This window comes from Rheinheimera hassiensis (assembly GCF_022436675.1).
Classification (GTDB): domain Bacteria; phylum Pseudomonadota; class Gammaproteobacteria; order Enterobacterales; family Alteromonadaceae; genus Alishewanella; species Alishewanella hassiensis.
In genome coordinates, this window is record NZ_JAKUJZ010000003.1 from 543,897 (window position 1) to 568,482 (window position 24,586).

Below are 24,586 nucleotides of genomic sequence, written 5' to 3' on the forward strand. Positions count from 1 at the left end.
CCAGTTTAGCAACGGATGAATACCTATGGCGAGGCAATATACGCCACAGCAGCAGCCTGACTGAGCACAGCATCAGGAATATGCACCTGCCCAGTGGCAATAACCGTTTTATGCTGTAAATGCACTACACGCACATTCACTACGATACCGCCGGCATCTTGCAACAAGGTGCCTGTCAGTACGTAACTTATATCCTGTGATGAGTCCAGGTAGCGGCCACGGCTTAAGGCAAAATCGCCCTGCGGGGTGACACGAATTTGACGGCCCACTTTAATATCGGCCACTGATACGCCAAGACGCTGTAAATGCACATAAAGATGTTCAGCTAAGTGGTTTCCAAGTGCATTGCTGTTATCTAGCTGATGGTCAAACCACACCAGCGAGCTGATTGCTACCGCCTGTTGTGGCGGCGTGTAATGCATGGACATCATCAGCTGTAACGCCAGATCTGCGGCATAATCTGATAGCGGTTTGGTGTTTATTCTGGCAGTAACAGCCGGTAAATAATTGCCGTTATTGCCAGGCAATATCACATGCTCTGGCAATGGCTCTGCGGGGGGAGCTGTTTGGCTGTTAGGGTCAGCAGAGTTCCACTGACAACCCGACAACAGCAATACGCCACTGCATACAACCCATAATTTCATTACAACCCCGGCCTGATAAACTGTTGATTAAACAGGTATCGGCAACTTACAGGGTTTTCTTTAATCCTAACTTAGCCTTGTTTTAACTGCAGCTTGTCGTTACCGCTGCGTTTAATAATAGCCTGCACTACCGGTTGTGGCATAAAAGTACGGGCGGCAGAAATAACCTGCTTAGTGCCAATGTGGATTAGCCTGGCATTGACCAGCACACCTTGCTTGTGGGCCGTCATAGTGCCGGTAACCACATAACGGATGGGCAGCTCGCCGCTTAACTCAGTAAAGTCGCGACTAAGGGCAAAATCGCCGCTGGGTGTTACGCGGATAAAATCAGTAGCTTTGTAATCCAGCACCGGTACCCCAAACTTATGCAGATCATAAATCATGGCTTCGCTCATATGGTTACTCAGCACACTGCCCTGATCCAGGCCGGTATCAACAAAAGCAAAATCTGTTACACCTACCATGCCGCCCTCTTCCATCTGACGCTGACTGGACATCAGCTCATGCACCAGTGCACGGGAATATTCGTTCGCCGTCAGCATCGGCTGGTTTTCTGCTGGTGGTGTCACAACAGAAGCCAACTGGTAATCTGCCGCTGTATTTAACCGTGAGCTGCGCTCAGACGCGGTAACCACACTGCTTGGCTGCTCTGGTTGTCTGGCGCAGCCAACCACCAGCGTCAGGCCGACGATAATTAATAAGGCTTTCATTTTTGCTCTCCTGTACGGTCCTGCCGGTAGAGTTTATCACCGCGTTTGCCTACTTGCTGCTGGCTCCACAATACGTTATGTGGCACATAACCGCTGGCCGCGGCCAATACTTGTTTATCCACAATACTGATCAGCCGGGCATTAACCAGATAACCATCTTCCATTGCGCTGTAAGTGCCCACTAACAGGGTATCGGCATCACTGGCGCTTTCTATATCACTAAGCTGGCGCGATAATGCCTGCTCATGATCACCGCCCAGCAATAACTGCGCGCGTAAATGGTAGTCATATACTTTAAGACCGCGCTGGCGGGCATGTGCCAGCATGCTTTCACTAAGTTGATTAGCCAGTTGTTTTTCGCCAGCATCAGCATCAGACAGCGACAACGTATTAACCGGTAAAAAAGAGGCAACCGCAATTTGCGGGGCCACATGGTAAATACCATTCTGCTTTGGCAACTGAGCAAACAAGTTGTCTGCCAACTGTTTAGTATAGTAATGCAGTGGATATTCACTTAGCGCTGGCTGATTTCTGGATTTAGCAACCGGCTCTGCACTGCTGCAACTTAGCAACAGGCAGGCCAGCACAGGATAAAATATCACTTTCATACGCAACCTCGGCATAATGTCTGCAGAAGCTAAGCAAAATACGCGCCATAAAAAATGACAAGCTTTTGGCACTCAGATAGCGACGGGCGCCTTAATATGCGGATGCGCCTGATAATTTTGCAGCGTAAAATCAGCAATAGTAAAAGCAAAAATGTCTGTTATCGCCGGGTTAAGCTGCATTTGTGGTAACGGATAAGGCTGGCGTGCCAGCTGAGTTTCTACCTGTTGCAGGTGGTTTAAATACAAATGTGCATCGCCGAAAGTATGGACAAAGTCTCCCGGTTGCAAACCGCATACCTGCGCTACCATTAGTGTTAACAAGGCATAACTGGCAATATTAAATGGCACACCCAGAAAAATATCGGCACTGCGCTGGTATAGCTGGCATGACAACTTGCCGTCATTAACGTAAAACTGAAACAGCGTATGGCAAGGCGGTAACGCCTGCTTGCCCATGGCGGCATTTTCTTTTGGCGACACTGAAGTATCAGGCAGCAATGCCGGGTTCCAGGCGCTGACGATCAAACGGCGCGAATCCGGGGTGCGTTTAATATCAGCAATAAGCTGGCTTATCTGATCAATCACCCTGCCGTCTGCTGCCTGCCAGCTACGCCACTGCGCACCATAAACCGGCCCCAGCTCGCCTTCTGCAGTGGCCCATTCGTCCCATATCGACACACCATTGGCTTTAAGGTATTCAATATTGGTTTCACCTTTTAAAAACCAAAGTAACTCGTGAATAATAGAGCGCAAGTGGCATTTTTTAGTGGTGATCAGCGGAAATCCCTGCTGCAAATCAAACCGCATCTGATAACCAAATACACTGATAGTGCCGGTACCGGTGCGGTCAGTTTTTTTATGGCCGTGCTCTAGTACATGGCGCATTAAATCAAGGTACTGTTTCATACTTTTACTACCTGCTTAGCAGCTTTGTTGTTATGCACATAGGCAAAAATAATCAGCCCTACACCGGAGATGATCATCGGTAACGACAACCACTGCCCCATCGACATGCCCGCCGACAAAACGCCCAGATGCGCATCTGGCTCACGGTAAAACTCGACAAAAAAACGCGCGCTACCATAACCGGCCAGAAATAAACCACCCAGTGCCCCTACCGGCGGAGAAAAGCGCCGGTACAGCATAATCAACACAAACAGTACTACACCTTCCAGCGCAAACTCATATAACTGTGATGGGTGACGCGGTGCAGACCCGGCACCGGGAAACAATACACCCCAGGGTACATCAGTTGGCCTGCCCCATAACTCGGCATTAATAAAATTACCTAAGCGACCAGCGGCCAGGCCAAGTGGAATAAGCGGGGCAACAAAATCGCCTAATTGCAGATAAGGCTTGTTATTCTTGCGGGCAAACCAGGCCATTGCCACCAGCACCCCCAGCAAACCACCATGGAATGACATACCGCCGGTCCATATTTTAAATAAATACAATGGCTCCTGCATAAACAGCTCAAACTGATAAAACAGCACATAGCCAATACGGCCGCCAAGTATCACACCTAAAAAGCCAATAAATAATAAGTCGCTGACTTGTTGCTCCGTCCAGCCTGAGCCCGGTTTTTTAGCTGCCCGGTTGGCCAGCCACCAGGCAATGGCAAAAGCAATAAGGTACATTAAGCCGTACCAGCGCAAGCTTACCGGGCCAACAGAAAATATCACCGGATCAATTTGTGGAAATGTAATATAACTTGCTGACATAACTACCCTTAACTCAAAATCATTTTTGCGGATACTAACAACAGAAACACCCCAAATACCCGCTTCATTGCCAGTACTGGCAAGCGCTGGGTCAGGCGTGCACCAATAGGCGCCGTAAATACCGATGTCAGCACTATGCCACATAGCACCGGCAGGTAAATATAACCAATAAAACCCTGCGACAACTCATAATGTTGCCAGCCGGAGATAACGTAGCCCAAAGTACCAAAAAAGGCGATAGCAATACCGCTGGCAGCCGCACAGCCTATAGCCCGGCGCATATCTACCGAAAAGTAGTTCAACACTGGTACAAACAAGGCTCCACCACCAATGCCCAGCAAGCTGGCAATGCCGCCCAGAGCTGATGAAATCAGCATAATAATACCATTATGGGGCAAGGCTTTTTTGCCCACGGCTGAACGCGAGCCCAGCATACGTAGCGCCAGCAGCAATACCGCAATACCGAAAATAAGCTGCAAGATATCGCCACTGATATTATGCGCCATATAACCGACAAGCCAGGCCCCCACTGCAGAACCGAGCATAATGGTACCCGCCAGTGACCAGGGCACATTGCCCCAGCGATGGTGCTCATATACAGAGGAACTGGCGGTAACAATAATGGAAGCCAGCGAGGTGGCAATAGCGACCAGCATGGCATGCTGTGAGGTCACTATATCAAAAGCAGGTAGCAACATAACCAGCACAGGAACGACGATAAGGCCACCGCCAATACCCAGTAAGCCGGCAAAAAAGCCGACTACAGCTCCCAGCACAATTGAGATTAGAACAACAGTAAGCACAGGCTTCTCTTCAAGTTTAGTGACGCAGCAGTATAACAGGCTGGCCAGATAAAAAGATGGATATCAGGCACGTAACTGGCTTAGTAATTGTTTTTGCTCTAAAAACCGCTGCACTTGTAACCGCACCTGTTTTGCCGACTGACATGCCAGCACCTGCGGCAGTAACAAGGCCAGCTCAGATAACTCTACCCGGCGCAGCAGCCATTTAATTTTTGCCAGGTTGCTGCTGTTCATACTAAAGCTATTGTATCCCATCGCGGCCAGCAACAGGATACCGGCCGGCTCGCCCGCCAGTTCGCCACACACACTGGTAGGAAACTGCAAGCCCTGCGCCTGCAAACTAAACTGATGCAAGGCCCTGAGCACGGCCGGGTGCATGGCATCATACAGGCTGGCTACACGCGGGTTATTGCGATCTACCGCCAACAGGTACTGGGTTAAGTCGTTGGTACCAATAGAACAGAAATCCACCTTACGGGCTAACTCTGGTAACTGATACATAATCGAGGGCACTTCAATCATCACGCCGATTTTAGGTTTAGGCAGCTCAATGGCAAGCTCGTCACTTACCTCAAAGCTGGCTTGCTTGATCAGCCGCACAGATTCATCTACTTCAGCAAGATCGGAAATCATCGGCAGTAAAATATGCAGATTATCCAGCGCCAGATTAGCTTTTAACATGGCGCGAATTTGCACCAGAAAAATCTCCGGGTGATCCAGAGTCAGCCGGATACCGCGCCAGCCCAAAAACGGGTTTTCTTCCACAATACTAAAATAAGGTAAAGCTTTGTCGCCGCCGACATCCAGCGTGCGCATAACAACCGGCTTGGTAGGATAGTTTTCCAGTACCTTACGGTACAGCTCTATCTGCTCCTGCTCGGTTGGAAAACGGCTGCGCATAATAAACGGAAACTCAGTACGGTACAGGCCAACGCCATCGGTATACACCGGGTTAGTGGTCTCCAGTTCAATTGCCAGGCCGGAATTTACCATCAGGTTAAATTGTTTACCGCATAATGACTGTGAAGGCTCGGCTATTTCAGCCAGATAACGGGCGTTTAGCGCCACATCTTCACTGATTAACCGTTGATACTCTGCACAAATGGCCTCTACCGGCGACAACAAGATATGGCCCTGATAACCATCCACTATCAGCCGCTGCCCTTGCCAGTGCAATAATGGCAGCTCGCTAACGCCCATAACAGCAGGTATACCCAGCGCCCGCGCCATAATAGCAGCGTGTGAGTTTACCGAGCCTTTTAGCGACACTATAGCAACAAGCTGCTCGCGGGGGACTTCTGCCAGCATGGTAGCAGTAACGTTATCGGCCACTAATACCACTTTTGCCGGCAGTTTAATTTTGCGCTGCTCAGTATCAAGCAAATTATTCAGTACCCGTTGCCCCAGATCACGGATATCAGTACCGCGTTCACGCAAATAAGCATCGTCCATGTCGTCAAACTGGCGGGCAAACTTTTCTACCACCCGTTTAAGGGCACTTTTGGCACACCAGCCCTCAGCAATTTGCAGCTCTATTTCATTACCTAAACTGGCCGCATCCAGCAGTTGATGATAAACATCAAAAATAGCCAGTGCATCAGCCGGTAGATGGCCACTCATACGCTCAGCCAGGCGGTTAAATTCTGCTTTGGTAATCTTCACGGCACGATAAAAATGCGCCAGCTCTTTTTCCGGATCATCAGCACGTTTTAGCGAAATGGCGTTAAAGTCATTCGCCGGCTCCAGCACAAAGGCTTCACCAATAGCAATGCCTGGGGCACCGGGCAAACCTTTTAACTGGCCGGTTTGTGTCTGGCTGGGGCTGCTTTCACTGGCAGCCTGGCGCATTTCAGCATTGGCCAGCACTGATGCTAACTGCGCGCCTAATGTCACCAGAAAAGATTCTTCGTCTTCGTTAAACACCCGTTCTGCAGCTTGCTGAATAGTCAGCACGCCAAGCACTTTACGGTGATGGATAATAGGGCAACCAAGAAAAGCAGAGAAACGGTCTTCGCTTACCTCAGGGGTAACTTTAAAGCGGGGGTGTAAATGAGCTTTGGCAAGGTTAATGGGTTCTTCGCGCTGGCCTACCCAGCCAATTAAACCTTCAGAGAAACCGATGGCAATATTGCCGATGGCCTCCGGGTTTAAACCGTCAGTGGCCATCAGCATAAATTGTTGTTGTTCATAATCAGCAAGGTACACTGAGCAACATTCTGTTGCCAGTGCCTGTTTTACGCTCGTGACTAAGCCAGCTAATGCATTTTGAAGCACTGGCTCTTGTGCTACATCCTGAACAATTCGCCGTAACTGGCCTAACATAAGAGCCTCGTCGTCACAGGTACTATCCTGCTGAGTTAACTTTTCTTCTTGCCTTCGCGGCGTATAAACGGCAAAGCGACCGGAGCAAACTCTTTCATGACTTTTCGATAAACTTCACGCTTAAACGCCACCACCTGCCGTACCGGGTACCAGTAACTGACCCAGCGCCAGCTATCAAACTCCGGATGAGTGGTTTTAAGTAAGTTTACATCTTCGTCAGCGCAGGTCAGTCGTAGCAAAAACCATTTTTGCTTCTGGCCAATACACACCGGGTTGCTGTCTTTGCGGATTAAACGTTTAGGTAGTTTGTATCTTAACCAGTGCTTGGTTGTGGCAATTATTTCCACATCTGCGGCACTAAGCCCTACTTCTTCATTTAATTCGCGAAACATGGCTTGTTCAGGTGTTTCACCGTCATCAATACCACCCTGTGGATACTGCCAGGAATGCTGACCATACCGTTTTGCCCAAAACACCTGTCCCTGGTGGTTACAAATCACTATGCCGACATTGGCCCGAAAACCTTCGGCATCGATCACACAAACCTCTGGCGGATCACAAATCACTATGCCAAAGATTCTTTCATAAAGTCGCTACTTCGGCAAACGGTATTTTTACCACACCTTTTACACAGTTATCCACAGTTAAGCTATTGCGGCACTCGCCAATGTGCACTTTTTCACAGGTACTGTTGATAAAACTGTGTATATCACTTAGTTAGCCATTGCATAACTTACTATCGCAAAAAAATGTCAGGCCTAATCACCGGGCATTAATTAATAAATTCAATTGGTTATTCATTATCAGGCGCTAATAATTTTATAATGCTGCTGTGTGTAAGTTGGTTTGCTGTGTTTTTAAGCAGCCAAAAGCAGCAAAAAATGCTAGCGTTATCCGGTATTTGCTAAAGGCGACGATCATGTTTACTCCACCGGCCTCATTAGAAGAATTGCTGGCACGCTGCCAGGCACTGGCAGGGCTGACTCTGGGGCAAATTGCTGCACAAGCACAGTTGCCCGTTCCGGCTAACCTGAAAAAAGATAAGGGCTGGGTTGGCCAGTTACTGGAACATGTGCTGGGTGCTAGTGCTGGCTCTAAAGCTGAGCCGGATTTCCCGCAATTAGGGGTTGAATTAAAAACCCTGCCGATAGACCGAAACGGCAAACCGCTGGAAAGTACCTATGTTTGTGTCGCGCCGCTAACAGGTGTGGCCGGGCAACAATGGCATGAATCCTGGGTGTGTCAGAAACTGCAAAAAGTGTTGTGGTTGCCGGTGCTGGCAGAGCGGCAAATTCCGTTACCCGACAGAATGACCGGCACCGCGTTTTTGTGGCAGCCAGACCCACAGCAGCAACAGGCACTGCAGCAGGACTGGGAAGAACTGATGGAGCTTATCAGCCTCGGTGGCATACATAATATAAAAGGCGCTACCGGCAAAGTACTGCAGCTGCGCCCCAAAGCCGCCAACAGCAAAGCCCTGACCAATGCCGTAGGTGCAGAAGGAGAGCCGATCCGCACTTTGCCACGGGGCTTTTACCTTAAAAGCAGTTTCACTGCCAACCTGCTGCAACAGCAGTTTGCTCCGCAACCTGGCTAGTTTTAGCTAGTTACGGTATTTATCGACAATCTGGTTGTAACGGCCGTTGTCGCGTAATTGGCCCAACCCGGCATTAAACTGCGCCACCTGCTCTGCTGATACCGATACCTGGCTGAACATAACATAAACATCTGAACTGCCCAGGCTGATATTGTGCGCCTGAATATACTTGTCCAGGCCCTTGCGCCGTAATATTGCAGCACCGACAAAGCTATCCTCCAGCAGGCCGTCTATTTCTTCATCCAGTAAGCGCGCCATATTCAGCTCACTGATAATGGCGCCGACAAACAGTGGCCGCAAATTATCATCTGCATATAGCTCAGCCACTTCGTCACCATAATAATATTCATTGACTACCCCTACCTTATGCCCGGCAGCAACAAATTCTTTTAAGCCGGAGTAAGGCAAACCGACCTGCTCTTTGCGAACATACAACTGAAAACGCTCCTGGCGGTAAGGCTCTGAGAAAAAAGCAAACTCTTCCCGCTCTGCAGTTTTAGATGCTCCCAGTACAAAATCGACATCACCATTTTTCAGCAGTGTCAAAAGCTCAAGCCAACTGCCCTGCACCACATCCAGCGTGCAGCCCATATCCGCAACAACATTTTGTACCAGTTCAACATCAAGCCCGGTAACGGTATTGCCTACCGTCATATATTGGTATGGCTCCCAGGCATCTAAACCCATAGTAAAACTGCATGGTATAGCCGGGGAAGGTGTTTCAGTGGCTGCAACAGACATACTCGGTTCAGATGCAGGTTTACAACCCGATAACAGTAAAAATACGACAACGACCAACAGCATGTAAGTTTTCATATTACACCTCAAGGCGTTATGTGACGCCCTAAGCGTAGTGTATAAGCCTAACTTATGCACACCTGATCAGATGATGTTATTGCTAAAGTGTATTGTGTTGCAGATATTAAGATGAGTGTGGCGCTACCGCGCCAGGCAAAAACCAGCCAAGCTGCTGTAATACCTGGGTGCGGCCCAAAGCAGCAAATCAGCGTACCGGTAAATCAAAGCGGGCAAACATGCGGTCAATCTCTTCCTGATTACGCAGCATATTGGCTTTTTCTACCACATCTTTTGTCAGATGCGGAGCAAAACGCTCGATGAAATCGTACATATAGCTGCGTAAAAACGCGCCTTTGCGAAAACCGATTTTCGTAGTGGAAGCGTCAAACAAATGACTGGCATCTATCGCTACTAAATCTTTGTCCAGTGTTTTATCCATCGCCATAGAGGCAATAACTCCAACGCCAAGGCCCAGACGAACATAGGTTTTAATAACATCGGCATCGGTGGCTGTAAACACAATTTTCGGCTCCAACCCCTTAGCAGCAAAAGCTCTGTCAAGCTCAGAGCGGCCGGTAAAACCAAATACGTAGGTCACTATCGGGTGCTGCGCGACATCTTCTACAGTAATTTTTCCACCCAACTGCAGCAACGGATGATCCTGGCGCACTATGACGCTGCGGTTCCAGTGATAACAGGGTAACATCACCAGATCGCTGTATAAATGCAAGGCCTCTGTGGCAATAGCAAAATCGGCATCACCGCGCGAAGCCGCTTCAGAAATTTGTTGCGGCGTGCCTTGATGCATATGCAGCGACACCTTAGGATATTTATGCATAAAGCCACTGATCACCGGCGGTAATGCATACCGTGCCTGTGTATGAGTGGTAGCGATATTCAGTTTACCCTGATCCGGCAATGTGTGCTCTTTGGCAACCGCCTTAATACTTTCAACTTTTGCCAAAATTTGCTGGGCTATATCAATAACATCTCGCCCGGCGGGGGTGACATGTGTCAGATGCTTGCCGCTGCGGCCAAACACCTGAATACCCAACTCATCTTCCAGCATACGCACCTGTTTACTGATACCGGGCTGCGACGTATACAGGCTTTCAGCGGTAGAGGAAACGTTCAGATTGTGGTTCAGCACTTCAACTATATAACGCAGCTGCTGCAATTTCATGTGTCACTGGTCCGGTAATGGCATATCATTGTTCAATATACCTATATGGCAGGATATTCCAACTAATTTTTATTTATCTGCTTACTAGAACTAATAGTAGCTAAAACAGGCTACGCGCGCGCATTGCCTGCGTACTTATCGGAGGTTACATGACATCAGATGTTCAGGCCATAGACTTTGCTTCTGTATTGGCCTCTACCGTGCATGATATGAAAAACTCACTTTGCATGCTAATACAGTCTACGGAGTTTATTCAGCAGGAAAGTACCCAGCTATCAGAGCCGGCAAAAGATGAACTGGCCCGGCTTAACTATGAAGCTAACCGGCTCAACTCCAACCTGCTGCAGTTGCTATCGCTGTACCGCTTAGAGCGTAACCAGCTGCCGGTACAAATTGATCAACACTACATTTCCGATCTTATTGAAGAGATTTTACTTAAAAATCAGTTTTATACTGAACAGCGTGGTTTTTCTATTCAGACAGAGCACGCTGCTAACCTGCACTGGTTTTTTGACTACGATCTGATATCAAACCTGCTGAACGATGCGGTCGCCAATGCGCTGCGTTATGGCAACAAACATATTTTACTCAGGTTTGAGCAACTGGCAGACAGATTACAGATAGAAGTGCATGATGATGGCCCCGGCTTTCCGGAGTTTATGCTAAATACTGACGCACTGGACATGAACACACCCGATTTAACTAACAACCACACCGGACTTGGAATATTTTTTGCTAAGCTTATTGCTAAAGCCCATGGCAATAAAGGCCAGTATGGCGCGGTTGAATTGTTCAACGGTGGTGTCTATAACGGTGGCGTACTCAGGGTCACTTTACCCTGAGTAATACAGATAGCTGTTATTTCAGTTGTTTTGTGATTAATATGAGTTGTAGAACCTGTCCATAATGAGGTTGGAATGCTGGTAACCTTGATCATTACACTGATAATTGCATTGGTAATTATTGCCGTTATTGTCAGTGCTATTCAGCAACATAAGGAACGGCTGGCAACGCTAAAACGGGCAGAATACAGCAAGTTACGTGCTGTACTGGAGGACAGTGAAGAATTATTGGTAAATTCTGCCAATGTGCCATTATCACCCGCTGTCAGCCAGATGCTGCTAAAACGTGTCGCTTTTACGCTGCGGGCCATGGTTGAACTTGAACCAGGCGCACGCGATCTTAAACAACGCTTGCAGGAAACTGAAAGCCAGTTAACCAGCAGCCCCCCCGACAGCGGCACGCCGGCTGAATCAGTCACACTGCCAGACAATGACCAGCAACTGATAGGGATGATTAAAGGCATAAAGCGCCTGCGCACTGTACTGCGCGGTGAACATGCCAGGGGCAATGTTGATACGCAGATGGTGATCCAGGAAGATCGTCGCATGGAAGTGCTGCAGCTTCGCATTAATGTTGAAAGCCAGATGAAACGCGGTAATCAGGCCCGTACCAATAATATGCTTGGCTCTGCCCGGCAGTACTTTGAGAAAGCACTAACTGCACTGACAAATACGCCCCACCAGGACGACTACACCAGCACCCGTAAATCTGAAGTGCTGCAGGCACTGGAAGATATTGCTACTCAGTTAAAAGAGGGTAATGTGCGGGATCGTGAGAAGAAAGAAGAAAAAGAAAACAAGGATTTAGACGAGCTGTTTGCGCCTAAACGCAAATGGTAACACTGATAGTGTTATATGAAACAGGCCGCTAATGCGGCCTGTTTTTTTACTGTGGGGAATACCCTTATTTGCTAACCACCCATTTGCCATTTTCATACCAGGCAGACCAACCGGAAGCTTTGCCGTCTTTTTCCGACATCACATATTGCTGCTTGGTTTTACGGCTCCAGCGTACTATTGCCGGGTTACCATCGGGATCTTTTACCGGCGCATCGGCCAGATAATAGAACTTCGGCGATAACTGAGCGCGGTATTTAGCTAACTCTGCCACTAACGGCGCCCGGGTTTCACGTGATTTAGGGAATGTAGATGCCGCCATAAACAACCCTGCAGCGCCATCACGCAGTACAAAGTAGGCATCTGACTTTTCACATTTCAGCTCGGGCAAGTGCACCGGATCTTCTTTTGGCGGCGCAGCCTCGCCATTTCGCAGCAGCTTACGGGTATTTTTACAGTCACTGTTAGTACAGCCAAAATACTTGCCAAACCGGCCTGATTTTAGCTGCATATCGCTGCCACACTTATCGCACTCAATTAGTGGGCCATCGTAGCCTTTAATTTTGAAACTGCCCTGCTCCACCTGATAACCATCGCAAGCCGGGTTATTACCACAAACATGCAGTTTACGCTGCTCGTCAATCAGATAGCTGTCCATGGCAGTGCCGCACTTAGTGCAGCGCTTTTTCTGCCGCAGTGCTTCGGTTTCCATTTCATCTTCGTCGCTGACACTCACTGCCACATCACCTGAAACCAGATTCATTGTGGTAGTACAGCGCTCTTTCGGTGGCAGGTTATAACCTGAGCAGCCTAAGAATACTCCGGTAGAGGCCGTACGAATGCCCATAGGACGACCACAGGTTGGGCAGGCGATATCGGTAAGCACAAACTGATTAACGCGCATGCCGCCCTGCTCAGGGTCATTTTCAGCTGTTTTCAGTTTTTTATAAAAATCACCATAGAAGCTATCGAGCTCTTTGCGCCACTGCGCCTGACCATTGGCGATGTCATCAAGCTTTAACTCCATATTGGCGGTAAAATCGTAATTCATCAGGTCGTTAAAGTTCTCAACCAGCCGATCGGTAACAATTTCCCCCATTTTCTCGGCGTAAAAACGCTTATTTTCTACCCGGACGTAACCACGCTCCTGAATAGTTGAAATAATGGCTGCATAAGTAGAGGGCCGGCCAATACCACGTTTTTCCAGCTCTTTAACTAAGCTTGCTTCGCTAAAGCGGGCAGCAGGCTTGGTAAAGTGCTGAGCGCTTATCAGCTGTTCCAGGCTTAGTATTTCGCCTGGTTTAACGTCAGGTAAAACGTTGTCTTCTTCATCTTTACGCTTCACTGCCGGTTGTACTTTGGTCCAGCCATCAAAACGTAGCACCCGGCCCTTGGCTTTAAGCTCAAAATCACCGGCCTTAACAATAATATTGCTTACGTCGTAAAGCGCTGGCGGCATCTGACAGGCCACAAACTGACGCCAAATCAACTCGTATAATTTGCGGGCGTCAGCTTCCATATCAGCCAGGCTAGATGCCAGTACGTTAACATCAGATGGCCGGATAGCTTCGTGCGCTTCCTGCGCATTAGCTTTGCTGCCATAACTTAACGGCTGTTCCGGCAGATATTTTTTGCCAAACTGTTCAGCTATATAATCGCGACAGGCAGCAACCGCATCGGCACTTAAATTAGTAGAATCGGTACGCATATAAGTAATGTGGCCAGCTTCATATAAGCGCTGTGCCAGCATCATGGTTTTCTTTACACCATAGCCCAGCCGTGTGCTGGCAGCCTGTTGCAAAGTTGAGGTAATAAAAGGCGCCTGCGGCTTGCTGCTGCTGGGTTTATCCTCACGCTCCTGCACGGTGTAACTGGCTTTATTTAACAGCGCCAGGGCAGTATCAGCCTCAGTTTTGTTTACGGGCCTAAAGGCTTTGCCTTGCTGTTTAGTGACATCCAGTTGTAATGCTTGCTTAGCTGCCGTGTGCGTATCAGCAGCTATAGTCCAGTATTCTTCCGGCACAAAGGCTTTAATTTCACGCTCACGCTCTACTACCAGGCGCACCGCAACCGATTGTACACGGCCGGCAGATAAGCCTCTGGCGACTTTTTTCCATAGCAAAGGCGACACCATAAAGCCCACCACGCGGTCTAAAAAACGGCGGGCTTGCTGGGCGTTTACCCGGTCGACATTCACTTCGCCGGGTTCTTTAAAAGCATTTTGAATGGCATTTTTGGTAATTTCGTTAAATACCACACGTTTAAACTTTTGCTCTTCACCACCGATAATTTGCTGTAAATGCCAGGCAATAGCTTCTCCTTCACGGTCTAAGTCCGTTGCCAGATAAACGGTGTCAGCTTTTTCTGCCAGCGCTTTTAGCTCTTTCACCACTTTTTCTTTGCCGGGCAAAATTTCATAGCGGGCTTTCCAGCCATGCGCGGGGTCTATACCCATACGGTCGACCAGTGCCTGGTATTCTTTCTCTTCTTTACTCAGCGTTTTACTGGCAGCAGATTTTTCTTTACTGCTGCTGGTGGGTAAATCACGAATATGACCTACGCTGGACTTTACGACAAAGTCATTACCGAGGTATTTGTTAATTGTTTTCGCTTTTGCCGGTGATTCGACTATAACCAGTGATTTCGCCATCTTAATCCCGAGATCCCTAACATTTTGTGCATGCCAACTATGCTGCTTTTTTAACGTATATCCGTAAACCGCAGTTGTGACAAGTGAATAAACTCATTATTATGCAAACCAGCTCATTTTCAGAGCTGCCTGGCGAAACCTTCGCCAATCCAAATGAAGCATCCTCAAGCGGCCGCAAAAATAATAAAAACAGTGCCCTTTCCAAACAAGGATATAAAGCAAAAATGAAATACTTTGAAGCAAACTTCGATGGGCTCGTAGGCCCAACCCATAACTATGCCGGTTTATCTATCGGCAATGTTGCCTCACTATCTAACGCAAAAAACAGTTCCAGCCCGCGTCAGGCTGCCAAACAGGGCTTAAGTAAAATGAAGGCCCTGCATGACCTGGGTTTAGTGCAAGGTGTGCTGGCACCACAAGAGCGGCCCGATCTATACACCCTGCGCCGCCTTGGTTTTACCGGTACAGATGCACAGGTAATTGAAAAAGCCGCCAAACAAGCCCCGGCGGTGTTTAAAGCCGTTTGTTCAGCCTCCAGCATGTGGACAGCCAACGCGGCCACCATATCACCCTCTGCTGATACTGCTGATGGCAAAGTGCATTTTACCCCTGCCAATCTTACCAACAAATTTCACCGCTCACTTGAGCCTGTTACTACAGGCAAGATTTTGCAGGCAATGTTCCGTGATACTCAACATTTTGCGCATCATACACATTTACCGGACAATGATCACTTTGGCGATGAAGGTGCCGCGAATCATACCAGACTTTGCAGCGCTTATGGCAAGCGCGGGGTTGAACTCTTTGTATTTGGCCGTTATGCGTTCGATAGCAGCAAACCGGCGCCACAGCGTTTTCCTGCCCGCCACACGCTGGAAGCGTGCGAAGCGGTAGCCCGGTTACATGGTTTAAATGCAGAGCACGTGGTGTATATGCAGCAAAACCCTGACGTGATTGATCAGGGGGTATTTCATAATGATGTTATCGCCGTGGGTAACCAGAATGTACTGTTTTACCACCAGCAAGCCTTTATCGACAGCCAACAAAAGCTAACCGAATTGCAGCGTAAGTTTGGTAATGACACAGAGCTGCATCTGATTGAAGTAAAAGACAGCGAGGTTTCTGTGGCAGAAGCCATTAGAACTTACCTGTTTAATACTCAGGTGGTAACGTTACCCGGCGGTGAAATGGCCATTATTGCGCCAACAGAATGCCAGGATAGCCCCGCAGTGTCGTCCTATCTGGCCGCGCTGACAGAGCGTAATACACCGATAAAACAAATCCACTACTACGATGTGAAACAAAGCATGCGTAACGGCGGCGGCCCGGCCTGTTTGCGTTTGCGCGTAGCGATGAGCGAGCAGGAAAAACAAGCCGTAAACCAGAACGTACTGATGAGCGATGCGTTGTTTACCCGGTTAAATCAGTGGGTAGATAAACATTATCGTGATGAGATTTCCGAAGCCGATCTAGCCGACCCACAGTTGCTGCTAGAGTCCCGCACAGCACTGGATGATTTAACCCAGATTCTGGATCTGGGTTCGGTGTATCAGTTCCAGCAAGAATAAACTTGGTGAATTAGAAAGAAAAAAGGGAGCTGATTTAGCTCCCTTTTTTGGTTACGCATTTTATCAGTTTGCTATTGCACAACTAGTAGCAACGCCATAGGGGTTAGCAGCAGGAGCTGACGTCTCGTTAGTGGTATCTTCAGATGACACCGGTAAACCATAATTACGATAAGTCACATTCTCAGTGCCGGCAGCAAAACCTGATACCTGTAGTCTAACATCCAACCAGGCTCCGACATCCTGAGGGTAAGTAACATTAAACACTGCTATCCCATTCTCATCTGCTATAACAGTTTCAGGGACCGTTACCGGATTTCCTGGTGTTAATAAACCATCTCCATTGATATCCTCTCCGGCATCGATAATACCATTTAAGTTTGCATCTTCGCTTACGCAATCAAGTGGCAAATTGTTTGCATCACGAACAGTGACAAACGGGATCCAGACCTTAAAAGCTGCGGGCGCTGGCGGAGACTCAACCCAATACCCTTTCCTGTATGCAACCGGCGCAAGAGATACATTGAGCGACTGATTCTGTACGGGGTTGCCTGAACTATCCGTTACGATAATAGAAAACTCTTTTGCATAAGTGCTGATGCTGGGTTTAGTAATAACGTTACCCGTACCAAAACGGAAAAACAACGTGCGTTTACCAACGGCAATGTCTGTCTCGTCCGATATAGCGTTGTTGTTTTGCAATGCCGCTTTAATGACCAGATTCAAGCCTTCAACACCGGCTCCGGTATTAGTGTCAGCTGTAAACACCGTAGAAGCTATGCCTTGAGAGTTGGTTACAGCCGTTCCGGTGCTAATTACGCCACCAGCGGCATTATCCAGAGAAAAAACAACAGTCTGGTTTTTTACCGGGTTATTGTTAACATCACGAACGATTGCACGTATAGCGCTAGACTCGCCAGCACCAATCTGAGCAGGAAATGCCTGCGTTTCAACTTTTGTCGGGTTAACAGCAACGAACTCTACTACCTTCTTCGCGCTGACGGCATCCTCACCTACTCCACCAGTTGCACTGATTGTCGCCAGGCCGGCAAATTGCGAACGTACAAAAGTTTGTGCTAAACCATTAGCGTCTGTAACATCCTGAGCAGTTACAGCACTACCCAGATTAGCTGCAGCATCAGCAATTGCACCTCGGGTAGTATTAAATACAATATTTTCACCCACATTAGCTGCGCCGTTAATCAACCACTCCACCTCAAGTTCCTGAGCAGTATTCAGATTAACTTCCAGTATTTCAGCTTCATTTGCGCCAGCCACAAATGCAAACTCATCTGCGCTGACGTTCAGGGTTATTGTGCTGGTTGCGCCTAATGCGGCAACAGTTAATGTATCAACACCAGAATTCACTGCGGTATAAGTAAAGGTGGCCTTGCCGGCAGAGCCAGCAGTTGCCGGACTGGTATCGCTTAAGGTATTACCCAGAGCTGACGTCACTTCAATCTCGGTGTTTGCAATGCCAGTATCATTTGAGTCTGTTAAAAATACGTCTATTGAAGTCGTATCGCCCAAGACCACAGAGTTAGGTGCTGCCACTTCAATTGAAGTGCCAGACACTGCCACAGTTAACGGTGACGTTTGCTGTTGCACGATTGCAGTCACGACAATATCACGATTGTTTTTGTTGGTTTGAGTCGTCAGGGTAGCCTTCGCAGTACCGTTAGCAGCAGTTACCGCATCAACCTGCACTAATTCTCCGGAATCACTTGCGAAAGTAACAGGAACGCCAGCGATTACAACGTTATTGGAATCACGAACCAGTGCCGTCAGTTCTACTTTAGCTGACGCACCAGACCCTAACAGCAAACTATCCGCAATTAATGCAACAGATCCTACCGTCACATCAACCTGATCACCACCATCACCGGCAGAGTTGAAACCAGCATTAGCCGTTGCGTCACCAAAATTAGCGGATACGGTACGTACCCGCACCGCTTTTACTGCCAACCAACAGGCTGATAGTTGCTACGCCGTTGCTATTAGTCAGTGCAGTACCAGCAGTACTGCCTAAAACAGCCAGCTCGGGATCGCTAAGTGCGAAGTTGATAACCTGATTCGCAATACTGCCGCTATTCGTTGCAGTTAACGTTGCCGTTATTGTTAATGGGGTTGCCTGGGCTAGTGCTGTTGAAGCAGTGCCTGCAGAGTTAGTTAACGTTACGGCTAAGCTGTAAACCGGTGTGGTGTTGCCACCGCCTGTACCGCCGTCAGAGTCAAGAGTACCACCGCCACCGCAGGCTGCTAACATAGTTAAAAGCAGCGCAACGATAAGTTGCTGAACGTTTCGCATTAAAACTCTCCCAAGCTGTTTTTTTATTATATAGTTTTTGTTAATTCTGTATCTTAAACCATTAATCTGGCAAGCGTGATAGCAATTTATAAAAAAAAACCAGCACAATCTGCCTTTCCAGAGGCCAACCTGTTAGGCTTAGAAACATTGCTTAATTAAAACTAGTCTGATGTTATGACAGGAAATAAAAAACTTGGGTTAACTGCCCGTATTGTAATTGGTATGGCGGCAGGTATTCTGGTCGGCTTTTTCTTCAAATGGCTGCTTGCAGGTCAGGATGAGCGAATACTGCATATTCTGGGTATGGAACTGCCCCTTAAAACATTCTTTATTGATGGTATTTTTCATATTGGTGGCGAGATTTTTATAGCCAGTTTAAAAATGCTGGTTGTGCCGCTGGTATTTGTCTCTCTGGTGTGTGGCACCTGTTCGCTGTCTGACACCTCAAGCCTGGGCAGGCTTGGTGGTAAAACTATCGGTCTTTACATGGTAACAACAGCTATAGCCATTACTCTGGCTATTTTTGCTGCCTTGCTGATAAACCCGGGCAAAGGCGTAGAAATGCAATCTGATGCCAGTTTTGATATCAGCGAAGCGCCGCCGTTATCCCAGGTATTTATTGATATTTTCCCCAGCAATCCTATTGAATCTATGGCCTCGGGCAATATGCTGCAAATTATTGTTTTTGCTGTATTGTTTGGCCTGGCAATGGCATTAAGCGGCAAGGCCGGTGAACGGCTGGCAGCTGTTTTTAATGATCTTAGCGAAGTTATTATGAAGCTGGTAACACTGCTGATGAACCTGGCCCCCTATGGCGTGTTTTTTCTGATGGCAAAACTGTTTACTACCCTTGGCTTTGAAACCATTGCAAGCCTGATAAAGTATTTTGGCGTGGTAATGACTGTGCTGATACTGCATGGTCTCGTCACTTATGCTGTGATACTAAAGCTGCTTACCGGCCTGAACCCGTTAATTTTCTTCCGTAAAATGCGTGACGCAGCTCTGTTTGGTTTTAGCACCTCCAGCAGTAATGCCACTATGCCGGTTACTATGGAAGCCGTAACCAAAAAGTTAGGGGTTAAAAACAGCATAGCCTCTTTTACCGTGCCGCTTGGCGCCACTATCAATATGGACGGCACAGCAATAATGCAGGGGGTGGCTACGGTATTTATTGCTCAGGTTTTTGTAGTGGATCTGACATTAACCGACTATTTAATGGTAATAGTTACTGCCACGCTGGCCTCTATCGGCACCGCAGGTGTACCTGGTGTAGGTTTAATTATGCTGGCAATGGTGCTGCAACAGGTTGGTTTACCGGTAGAAGGTATCGCACTGATTATTGGCGTTGACCGCTTACTGGATATGACCCGCACCGCAGTGAACATCACCGGCGATGCGATGGTGTCATGTATTGTGGGTAAAAGTGAGAATGAGTTCGACGTTAATGTTTTTAACGACATTAACGCCGGAAACAAAGAAGAAAGTGTCGATTTTCATCATCTGCGCTAACCGCAAAACTATCCATCTGCGCTAGTCGCTAAGCAGGCAGTTAACTCTGCCTGCTAACCTATCCTTGATTGCTGCATCAGTTTTTGCCACCACACCGATAAAATATTTGCCGAACCCATACCGACTTTTTCGGCAATGCCTTTGCGCAGCTGATACCGTACCTGAAACAGATCACGCTGTGGCATTTGTGACAATAAATAAGCGTCGCTTGTCTGAATTTCATCCACCAGTTTAAGCGGCAAAGCCTGATAGCCAAACCAGTGCTCACCGGTGGCAACCTGATCTATATCCAACTGAGGCCGATGATCCTGCACAAACTGTTTAAATAACTGATGCGTTTGCTCCAGTTCCTGCTGGAACTTCTGCCGCCCTTTGTCATTGTTTTCACCAAACAGCGTTACCGTGCGTTTGTACTCTCCGGCAGTGAATTGCTCAAAATCGATATGGCCTTTTTTTAATAACTTATTAAAGTTAGGTAATTGTGCGATAACGCCGATAGAGCCAACAATGGCAAAAGGTGCCGCCAGGATTTTATGACCAATACAAGCCATCATATAGCCGCCGCTGGCAGCAACTTTATCAATAGCTACAGTCAGGCTTACCTCAGCTTTGCGCAAACGGTCAAGCTGCGATGCTGCCAGGCCATAGCCGTGCACTACGCCACCACCGCTTTCCAGACGCAGTAATACTTCATCTTCCTTGCCGGCAACCGCCAGTATTGCTGTCACTTCTTCGCGCAGAGACTCTGCCTCACGTGCATCCATACTGCCATGAAAATCAACCACAAACAGCCTGGGTTTTGTTTCTGCCTTTTTGCTCTGCTGTGTTTTTTGCCAAAGCTTAAACTGTTTTTTATCCAGCAACTGCTGCTGCATATCTTCAGTTACGGCTTTGTACTGCGCAGTTAAATCGGTAAACTGCAGCTGGCCTTTTTTCGGCCTGGCTTTACCCGCAGCGGCACCGGCGATTAAACCGATAATTACAGCAACGGCCGCTACCAGCGTTGCCGCTTTGGCCAGAAACATCCCATATTCGTATATAAACTCCAAGATAGGCTCCTTAATAACGTTTTGCTGCATTGTAACGGCTTTGACAAAAAGAAAAAGCCCGGCGAACCGGGCTTTACATGATAGAACAGTACAACTTAGTTAGCTGGCACTAATACCGCCGGGTTAGCTACAACCACTGCTGCGCCCTGAGTAGCCAGGAAGGATGCTACGTGAGTTTGCATTTCAACCGTAGCTGCTGCACTGCCAGCCGCTGGATCAAGTAACGAGCTGTGAGCGCCGGCCGTAAAGCGGGCAATAACATTGCCTGCCAGTTGCTGTGGCCCGGCAACAGCGTTAATAGCAGTTGCACCCAGCAGTTTAGCCAATGGCTCAGTACCGCCCAAAGGCATACCTACCGTCTGATTTGGAATAACGCGGTCAGAGGTAGCCGAGTTAATACCCGAACCTATTACTTCTGAAATGTACACCGGTGTCTCGCTGGCAACTAACAACTGAGCATAGTTGTTTGGATCACCTGCATCGGTAATAGTCTGCGCAGCAAAGGCAAACTGGGAAATAGTAGCCCTGATAGCAGCCAGAGTTGCAGCTGTACTTTCGCTTTCAGCCAGGCTGGCTAAATAGGCATCAACATATTGCGCGGCACAACCGGTAAAGCTGGCAGGATTGGCCGCCACTGCCATACAAGGGCTTTCATCTTCCAGGTAGTCAACAAACCCCGCTTTTAGAGTTTCTGCCCCCAAAATAACGCTGGCGCGGATTAATGCACCAAAATTGGCAGACTCAAGCAGGAAATTGGCTACCGCACCACCTGGTACAGATAAAGCAGCAGATTTCATATTGTATGCCGCATCAACTGCAGTAATACCTGATGATGTATTGGCAACTGCCACCGCTGACGAGCCAGTGATAGAGCCCAGTGACATACCCAGCAGCTGAACATTAGCCATATTCAGGTTAATACCTTCAATGCTGTTTAGTGCCAAACGCAGCGCCAGCGTATCAGCGATACTTTGGCGCAGGTTATCACGGGTAACCAACAGGTTAGACAGGTTCATATATACAGTGGCATTGCCATTTGCTACACCACAACTTTCACCCGAAGCATTAATACCGGTAAAACCACGTGAACCATGTAACGGCTGGTCAATCGCTACTGTGGCAAAACCCTGCTGAGTTAACGCTGCAGTAACCGCCAGCATATTTTCTTTGCAAGAGGTAATACCGTGCGCCATTATTACTACCGGCCAGCCAGCTGCAGGCGCCGGTGCATTTGGCGCCGTCATAATAACGTCAACCGATTCATATGAATTGATTTTTGGGATCGGGTTAAATTTCGTCAGGTGCCGGCGGCTGTCCAAACCAAGATCACGTAGCTGCACAGCCTGCTGCGCCGTTAATGCCATACAAACACCATCATTCTGAGACTGTGCAGCAGAAGGAATAGTACCGGCAGGCGCCTGTGCCAAAATAGCGCCGCTATCGCAAGCTGCTGTCCAGCGCGTATTTAATGGCGCTGAAGTTGCTGAAGCAGTTTGTGCCCCTAAATAATAAGGCAGATTAAAACTGCCGCTGTACAGCATCACATTAGCAAAAGACGGATTACCGGTAAACGGTGTTCCCGGAATACTTGATACCGCCCCAACAGCGGCCACTTCAAGTGCAGAAGGTGCGTAAGGTGAACCCTGAGCAGCCATCAATGATTTTACCGTTGCCAGCACATTCGAGATCGATTGTGTAGTCATTGCCGCCGTATAAATAATACTGTCGCGGTTAACGCCTTCAGCTTCGATAACGTCTTCAAAACTATTAATCAGCTTTTGTAATGATAACTGCGCTGGTGTGCTTAACGGCAGCGTTTCGTCGTCTTGTTTGACCAGTTCATAAGATGTTGAAGGCGCAACAGAGTTACCATTATTATCTTCAATTAATGACGTCAATACTGTCATATAAGTGGTAGCGGGCTTCAACGGCCGCAGTGGCACAACAGCTATGCTGTTACCACTTACAGCAGTCACAAAATCCTGACCAAAGGTCAGCTCTGCGACTACCTGACAAGCAAAGCCCTGGTTGGCTGTTCTGCACTCTTCTACTGCTGAAGTAGAACCCTGCATGACCACTTCAAACAGCCGGACTGCACCGGGCTGCTGCACTGAGCTGGCTTCTAAAGCCGCGCCAGGAGCTATATCTACAGCAATAGAATAAGGGCTTTGGGTAGACCAGCCATCTAATGCACCTAACGCAACCTGTGGGTTAGTGTAATCAGGCTCTGTGCCAGAGTCAGTGGTTAACGTGCCATCCGTTGTACCTTGAAATAATAAATCATTTGGCACAGACAGCCTTGGTGTGGCGGCACCCGGATCGAATACTACTCTGGAATATGGTTTAACGGTGTTGTCGCCGGTATCTTGCTTAATATCATCTAAAGAATCACCGCCACATCCGGTTAAACCCAATGCAACCGCGACAGCCACACTCAGTGTCAGCTTATTCATAGTTTCTCCCCTATCCTGTCTCTTATTTTTTATATGCAAAGCAAAAACTTACCTTGCTTATTGGAAACCTGTTGTACATATAGCCTGTAACAGCTACGACCAGTTAAAGTTAACTCAAACCAGGCAAAATCGCTAGCTGAAAAATACAGAATAAACGAAGAAAGGTGCAAATAGCGCCGTTTGGGCGTATGCTTTCGCCGTTTTTGCAGCAACAGGTGACATTTTATGCACAATTATCAAGCAGCTACAGATGCATTAAAAGACAAAGTAATTTTAGTTACCGGTGCCGGTGATGGCATTGGTAAAGAAGCGGCGTTAACCTATGCCCGTTTCGGTGCCAGCGTGATCCTGCTGGGCAAAACAGTCAGCAAGCTAACTGCGGTTTATGATGAGATAGTGGCCAGTGGTGGTAAAGAGCCAGCCATAGTGCCGCTTGATTTAAAAGGTGCTACCGCGAAACATTACCGCGATATGGCTGCCACTATTACCGCTGAATTCGGCAAACTGGACGGCGTACTGCACAATGCCGGTATTCTGGGTGTGCTAAGCCCGTTTGAACATATTGACTTGCCCACCTGGCAAGACATTATGCAGGTTAATGTCACCGCGCCAATGCTGATGACACAGGCATTAATGCCGGTACTAAAATTATCCGCTCAGGCATCTGTCGTTTTTACCTCTTCCGGCGTTGGCCGTAAAGGCCGTGCGTTCTGGGGCCCTTATGCGGTGTCTAAGTTCGCCACTGAAGGCCTGGTGCAGGTTATTGCAGATGAGTATGACAACAGCACCATACGGGTAAACTGTATAAATCCGGGCGCTACCCGCACCAAAATGCGCAGCCGTGCCTATCCGGGTGAGGATGTTAACCTGTTAAAAACACCGGCAGATTTAATGTGGCTTTATGTTTATCTGATGAGTGACGACAGCGTTACTGTTAACGGCCAGACGATCGATGCACAGGTAAAATAGCAGCATAGCAAAACGGCC

The 24,586-nt window shown here is 48.1% G+C and carries 21 protein-coding genes; 6 read left to right on the forward strand and 15 right to left on the reverse strand.

Going from position 1 to position 24,586, the window contains the following annotated elements:
• Positions 1–23: 23 nt before the first annotated feature.
• The 8 genes from MJX74_RS08405 to rppH all read right to left on the reverse strand — a co-directional run bounded on the left by MJX74_RS08405 (position 24) and on the right by rppH (position 7,347).
• Positions 24–644, reverse strand: coding sequence for a FlgO family outer membrane protein (locus tag MJX74_RS08405; RefSeq protein ID WP_240222421.1), 621 nt, complete (start codon positions 642–644; stop codon positions 24–26).
• 71 nt (positions 645–715) lie between these two features.
• Positions 716–1,354, reverse strand: coding sequence for a FlgO family outer membrane protein (locus MJX74_RS08410; protein ID WP_240222422.1), 639 nt, complete (start codon positions 1,352–1,354; stop codon positions 716–718).
• A complete protein-coding gene (locus tag MJX74_RS08415) occupies positions 1,351–1,962 on the reverse strand; it encodes a FlgO family outer membrane protein (RefSeq protein ID WP_240222423.1) in 612 nt (203 codons plus the stop codon). Before MJX74_RS08415 ends, MJX74_RS08410 begins: the two co-directional genes overlap by 4 nt.
• A 72-nt stretch (positions 1,963–2,034) precedes the next feature.
• Positions 2,035–2,868, reverse strand: coding sequence for a thymidylate synthase (locus tag MJX74_RS08420; RefSeq protein ID WP_240222424.1), 834 nt, complete (start codon positions 2,866–2,868; stop codon positions 2,035–2,037).
• A complete protein-coding gene (gene lgt, locus MJX74_RS08425) occupies positions 2,865–3,683 on the reverse strand; it encodes a prolipoprotein diacylglyceryl transferase (RefSeq protein WP_240222425.1) in 819 nt (272 codons plus the stop codon). The genes MJX74_RS08420 and lgt overlap by 4 nt, the downstream gene beginning before the upstream one ends.
• An 8-nt stretch (positions 3,684–3,691) precedes the next feature.
• The gene (locus tag MJX74_RS08430) at positions 3,692–4,486 is read right to left on the reverse strand and encodes a sulfite exporter TauE/SafE family protein (RefSeq protein WP_240222426.1); all 795 of its coding nucleotides are present in this window, start codon (positions 4,484–4,486) and stop codon (positions 3,692–3,694) included.
• 63 nt (positions 4,487–4,549) lie between these two features.
• Complete coding sequence (gene ptsP, locus MJX74_RS08435) at positions 4,550–6,808, reverse strand: phosphoenolpyruvate--protein phosphotransferase (protein ID WP_240222427.1); 2,259 nt, start codon at positions 6,806–6,808, stop codon at positions 4,550–4,552.
• 35 nt (positions 6,809–6,843) lie between these two features.
• Complete coding sequence (gene rppH, locus MJX74_RS08440) at positions 6,844–7,347, reverse strand: RNA pyrophosphohydrolase (RefSeq protein WP_068234366.1); 504 nt, start codon at positions 7,345–7,347, stop codon at positions 6,844–6,846.
• A gap of 380 nt (positions 7,348–7,727) precedes the next feature.
• Here rppH and mutH point away from each other — a divergent pair, with 380 nt between their 5' ends.
• Positions 7,728–8,405: a DNA mismatch repair endonuclease MutH gene (gene mutH, locus MJX74_RS08445; protein ID WP_240222428.1), complete on the forward strand. Its 678-nt coding sequence runs from the start codon at positions 7,728–7,730 to the stop codon at positions 8,403–8,405.
• Between the two features lie 6 nt (positions 8,406–8,411).
• On the opposite strand, the gene MJX74_RS08450 is transcribed toward mutH, so the two are convergent.
• Together MJX74_RS08450 and cysB are read right to left on the reverse strand one after the other, a co-directional pair.
• Complete coding sequence (locus tag MJX74_RS08450; protein WP_240222429.1) at positions 8,412–9,221, reverse strand: substrate-binding periplasmic protein; 810 nt, start codon at positions 9,219–9,221, stop codon at positions 8,412–8,414.
• Positions 9,222–9,408: 187 nt separating this feature from the next.
• On the reverse strand, positions 9,409–10,386 hold the full coding sequence (gene cysB / locus MJX74_RS08455) for an HTH-type transcriptional regulator CysB (RefSeq protein WP_240222430.1): 978 nt from the start codon (positions 10,384–10,386) through the stop codon (positions 9,409–9,411).
• Between the two features lie 149 nt (positions 10,387–10,535).
• Between cysB and MJX74_RS08460 the strand changes: the two genes are divergently transcribed.
• Positions 10,536–11,228, forward strand: coding sequence for a sensor histidine kinase (locus MJX74_RS08460; RefSeq protein ID WP_240222431.1), 693 nt, complete (start codon positions 10,536–10,538; stop codon positions 11,226–11,228).
• A gap of 75 nt (positions 11,229–11,303) precedes the next feature.
• Positions 11,304–12,068 (forward strand): hypothetical protein, encoded by a 765-nt coding sequence (locus tag MJX74_RS08465; RefSeq protein ID WP_240222432.1) that lies wholly within the window; start codon positions 11,304–11,306, stop codon positions 12,066–12,068.
• 64 nt (positions 12,069–12,132) lie between these two features.
• On the opposite strand, the gene topA is transcribed toward MJX74_RS08465, so the two are convergent.
• Entirely contained in the window at positions 12,133–14,715 is a 2,583-nt protein-coding gene (gene topA / locus MJX74_RS08470) for a type I DNA topoisomerase (RefSeq protein WP_240222433.1), read from the reverse strand.
• A gap of 224 nt (positions 14,716–14,939) precedes the next feature.
• On the opposite strand from topA, the gene astB reads away from it, so the two are divergent.
• Positions 14,940–16,283, forward strand: a complete 1,344-nt coding sequence (gene astB / locus MJX74_RS08475; RefSeq protein ID WP_240222434.1) for an N-succinylarginine dihydrolase — start codon at positions 14,940–14,942, stop codon at positions 16,281–16,283.
• A gap of 63 nt (positions 16,284–16,346) precedes the next feature.
• Here astB and MJX74_RS08480 read toward each other — a convergent pair whose 3' ends face one another.
• Together MJX74_RS08480 and MJX74_RS08485 are read right to left on the reverse strand one after the other, a co-directional pair.
• Positions 16,347–18,245, reverse strand: a complete 1,899-nt coding sequence (locus tag MJX74_RS08480; RefSeq protein ID WP_240222435.1) for an Ig-like domain-containing protein — start codon at positions 18,243–18,245, stop codon at positions 16,347–16,349.
• Complete coding sequence (locus MJX74_RS08485; protein WP_240222436.1) at positions 18,205–18,588, reverse strand: hypothetical protein; 384 nt, start codon at positions 18,586–18,588, stop codon at positions 18,205–18,207. Before MJX74_RS08485 ends, MJX74_RS08480 begins: the two co-directional genes overlap by 41 nt.
• A gap of 174 nt (positions 18,589–18,762) precedes the next feature.
• On the opposite strand from MJX74_RS08485, the gene MJX74_RS08490 reads away from it, so the two are divergent.
• Positions 18,763–20,097, forward strand: a complete 1,335-nt coding sequence (locus tag MJX74_RS08490; RefSeq protein WP_240222437.1) for a dicarboxylate/amino acid:cation symporter — start codon at positions 18,763–18,765, stop codon at positions 20,095–20,097.
• Positions 20,098–20,150: 53 nt separating this feature from the next.
• On the opposite strand, the gene sohB is transcribed toward MJX74_RS08490, so the two are convergent.
• Together sohB and MJX74_RS08500 are read right to left on the reverse strand one after the other, a co-directional pair.
• Positions 20,151–21,146 (reverse strand): protease SohB, encoded by a 996-nt coding sequence (gene sohB / locus MJX74_RS08495; protein WP_240222438.1) that lies wholly within the window; start codon positions 21,144–21,146, stop codon positions 20,151–20,153.
• 95 nt (positions 21,147–21,241) lie between these two features.
• Positions 21,242–23,599 carry a VolA/Pla-1 family phospholipase gene (locus MJX74_RS08500; RefSeq protein ID WP_240222439.1) on the reverse strand — a complete coding sequence of 786 codons (2,358 nt, stop codon included), beginning with the start codon at positions 23,597–23,599 and terminating at the stop codon, positions 21,242–21,244.
• Between the two features lie 225 nt (positions 23,600–23,824).
• Here MJX74_RS08500 and MJX74_RS08505 point away from each other — a divergent pair, with 225 nt between their 5' ends.
• Positions 23,825–24,568: a YciK family oxidoreductase gene (locus tag MJX74_RS08505; protein ID WP_240222440.1), complete on the forward strand. Its 744-nt coding sequence runs from the start codon at positions 23,825–23,827 to the stop codon at positions 24,566–24,568.
• Positions 24,569–24,586: the final 18 nt, after the last annotated feature.

What these genes read in the sequence shown, in the direction of transcription:
- lgt (WP_240222425.1), bottom strand. Translation starts at nt 3,683, where the DNA reads ATGTCAGCAAGTTATATTACATTTCCACAAATTGATCCGGTGATATTT.
- mutH (WP_240222428.1), top strand. Translation starts at nt 7,728, where the DNA reads ATGTTTACTCCACCGGCCTCATTAGAAGAATTGCTGGCACGCTGCCAG.
- MJX74_RS08485 (WP_240222436.1), bottom strand. Translation starts at nt 18,588, where the DNA reads ATGCGAAACGTTCAGCAACTTATCGTTGCGCTGCTTTTAACTATGTTA.
- MJX74_RS08460 (WP_240222431.1), top strand. Translation starts at nt 10,536, where the DNA reads ATGACATCAGATGTTCAGGCCATAGACTTTGCTTCTGTATTGGCCTCT.
- MJX74_RS08420 (WP_240222424.1), bottom strand. Translation starts at nt 2,868, where the DNA reads ATGAAACAGTACCTTGATTTAATGCGCCATGTACTAGAGCACGGCCAT.
- MJX74_RS08490 (WP_240222437.1), top strand. Translation starts at nt 18,763, where the DNA reads ATGACAGGAAATAAAAAACTTGGGTTAACTGCCCGTATTGTAATTGGT.
- MJX74_RS08450 (WP_240222429.1), bottom strand. Translation starts at nt 9,221, where the DNA reads ATGAAAACTTACATGCTGTTGGTCGTTGTCGTATTTTTACTGTTATCG.
- MJX74_RS08410 (WP_240222422.1), bottom strand. Translation starts at nt 1,354, where the DNA reads ATGAAAGCCTTATTAATTATCGTCGGCCTGACGCTGGTGGTTGGCTGC.
- MJX74_RS08505 (WP_240222440.1), top strand. Translation starts at nt 23,825, where the DNA reads ATGCACAATTATCAAGCAGCTACAGATGCATTAAAAGACAAAGTAATT.
- topA (WP_240222433.1), bottom strand. Translation starts at nt 14,715, where the DNA reads ATGGCGAAATCACTGGTTATAGTCGAATCACCGGCAAAAGCGAAAACA.
- MJX74_RS08500 (WP_240222439.1), bottom strand. Translation starts at nt 23,599, where the DNA reads ATGAATAAGCTGACACTGAGTGTGGCTGTCGCGGTTGCATTGGGTTTA.
- cysB (WP_240222430.1), bottom strand. Translation starts at nt 10,386, where the DNA reads ATGAAATTGCAGCAGCTGCGTTATATAGTTGAAGTGCTGAACCACAAT.
- MJX74_RS08465 (WP_240222432.1), top strand. Translation starts at nt 11,304, where the DNA reads ATGCTGGTAACCTTGATCATTACACTGATAATTGCATTGGTAATTATT.
- ptsP (WP_240222427.1), bottom strand. Translation starts at nt 6,808, where the DNA reads ATGTTAGGCCAGTTACGGCGAATTGTTCAGGATGTAGCACAAGAGCCA.
- astB (WP_240222434.1), top strand. Translation starts at nt 14,940, where the DNA reads ATGAAATACTTTGAAGCAAACTTCGATGGGCTCGTAGGCCCAACCCAT.
- MJX74_RS08415 (WP_240222423.1), bottom strand. Translation starts at nt 1,962, where the DNA reads ATGAAAGTGATATTTTATCCTGTGCTGGCCTGCCTGTTGCTAAGTTGC.
- MJX74_RS08405 (WP_240222421.1), bottom strand. Translation starts at nt 644, where the DNA reads ATGAAATTATGGGTTGTATGCAGTGGCGTATTGCTGTTGTCGGGTTGT.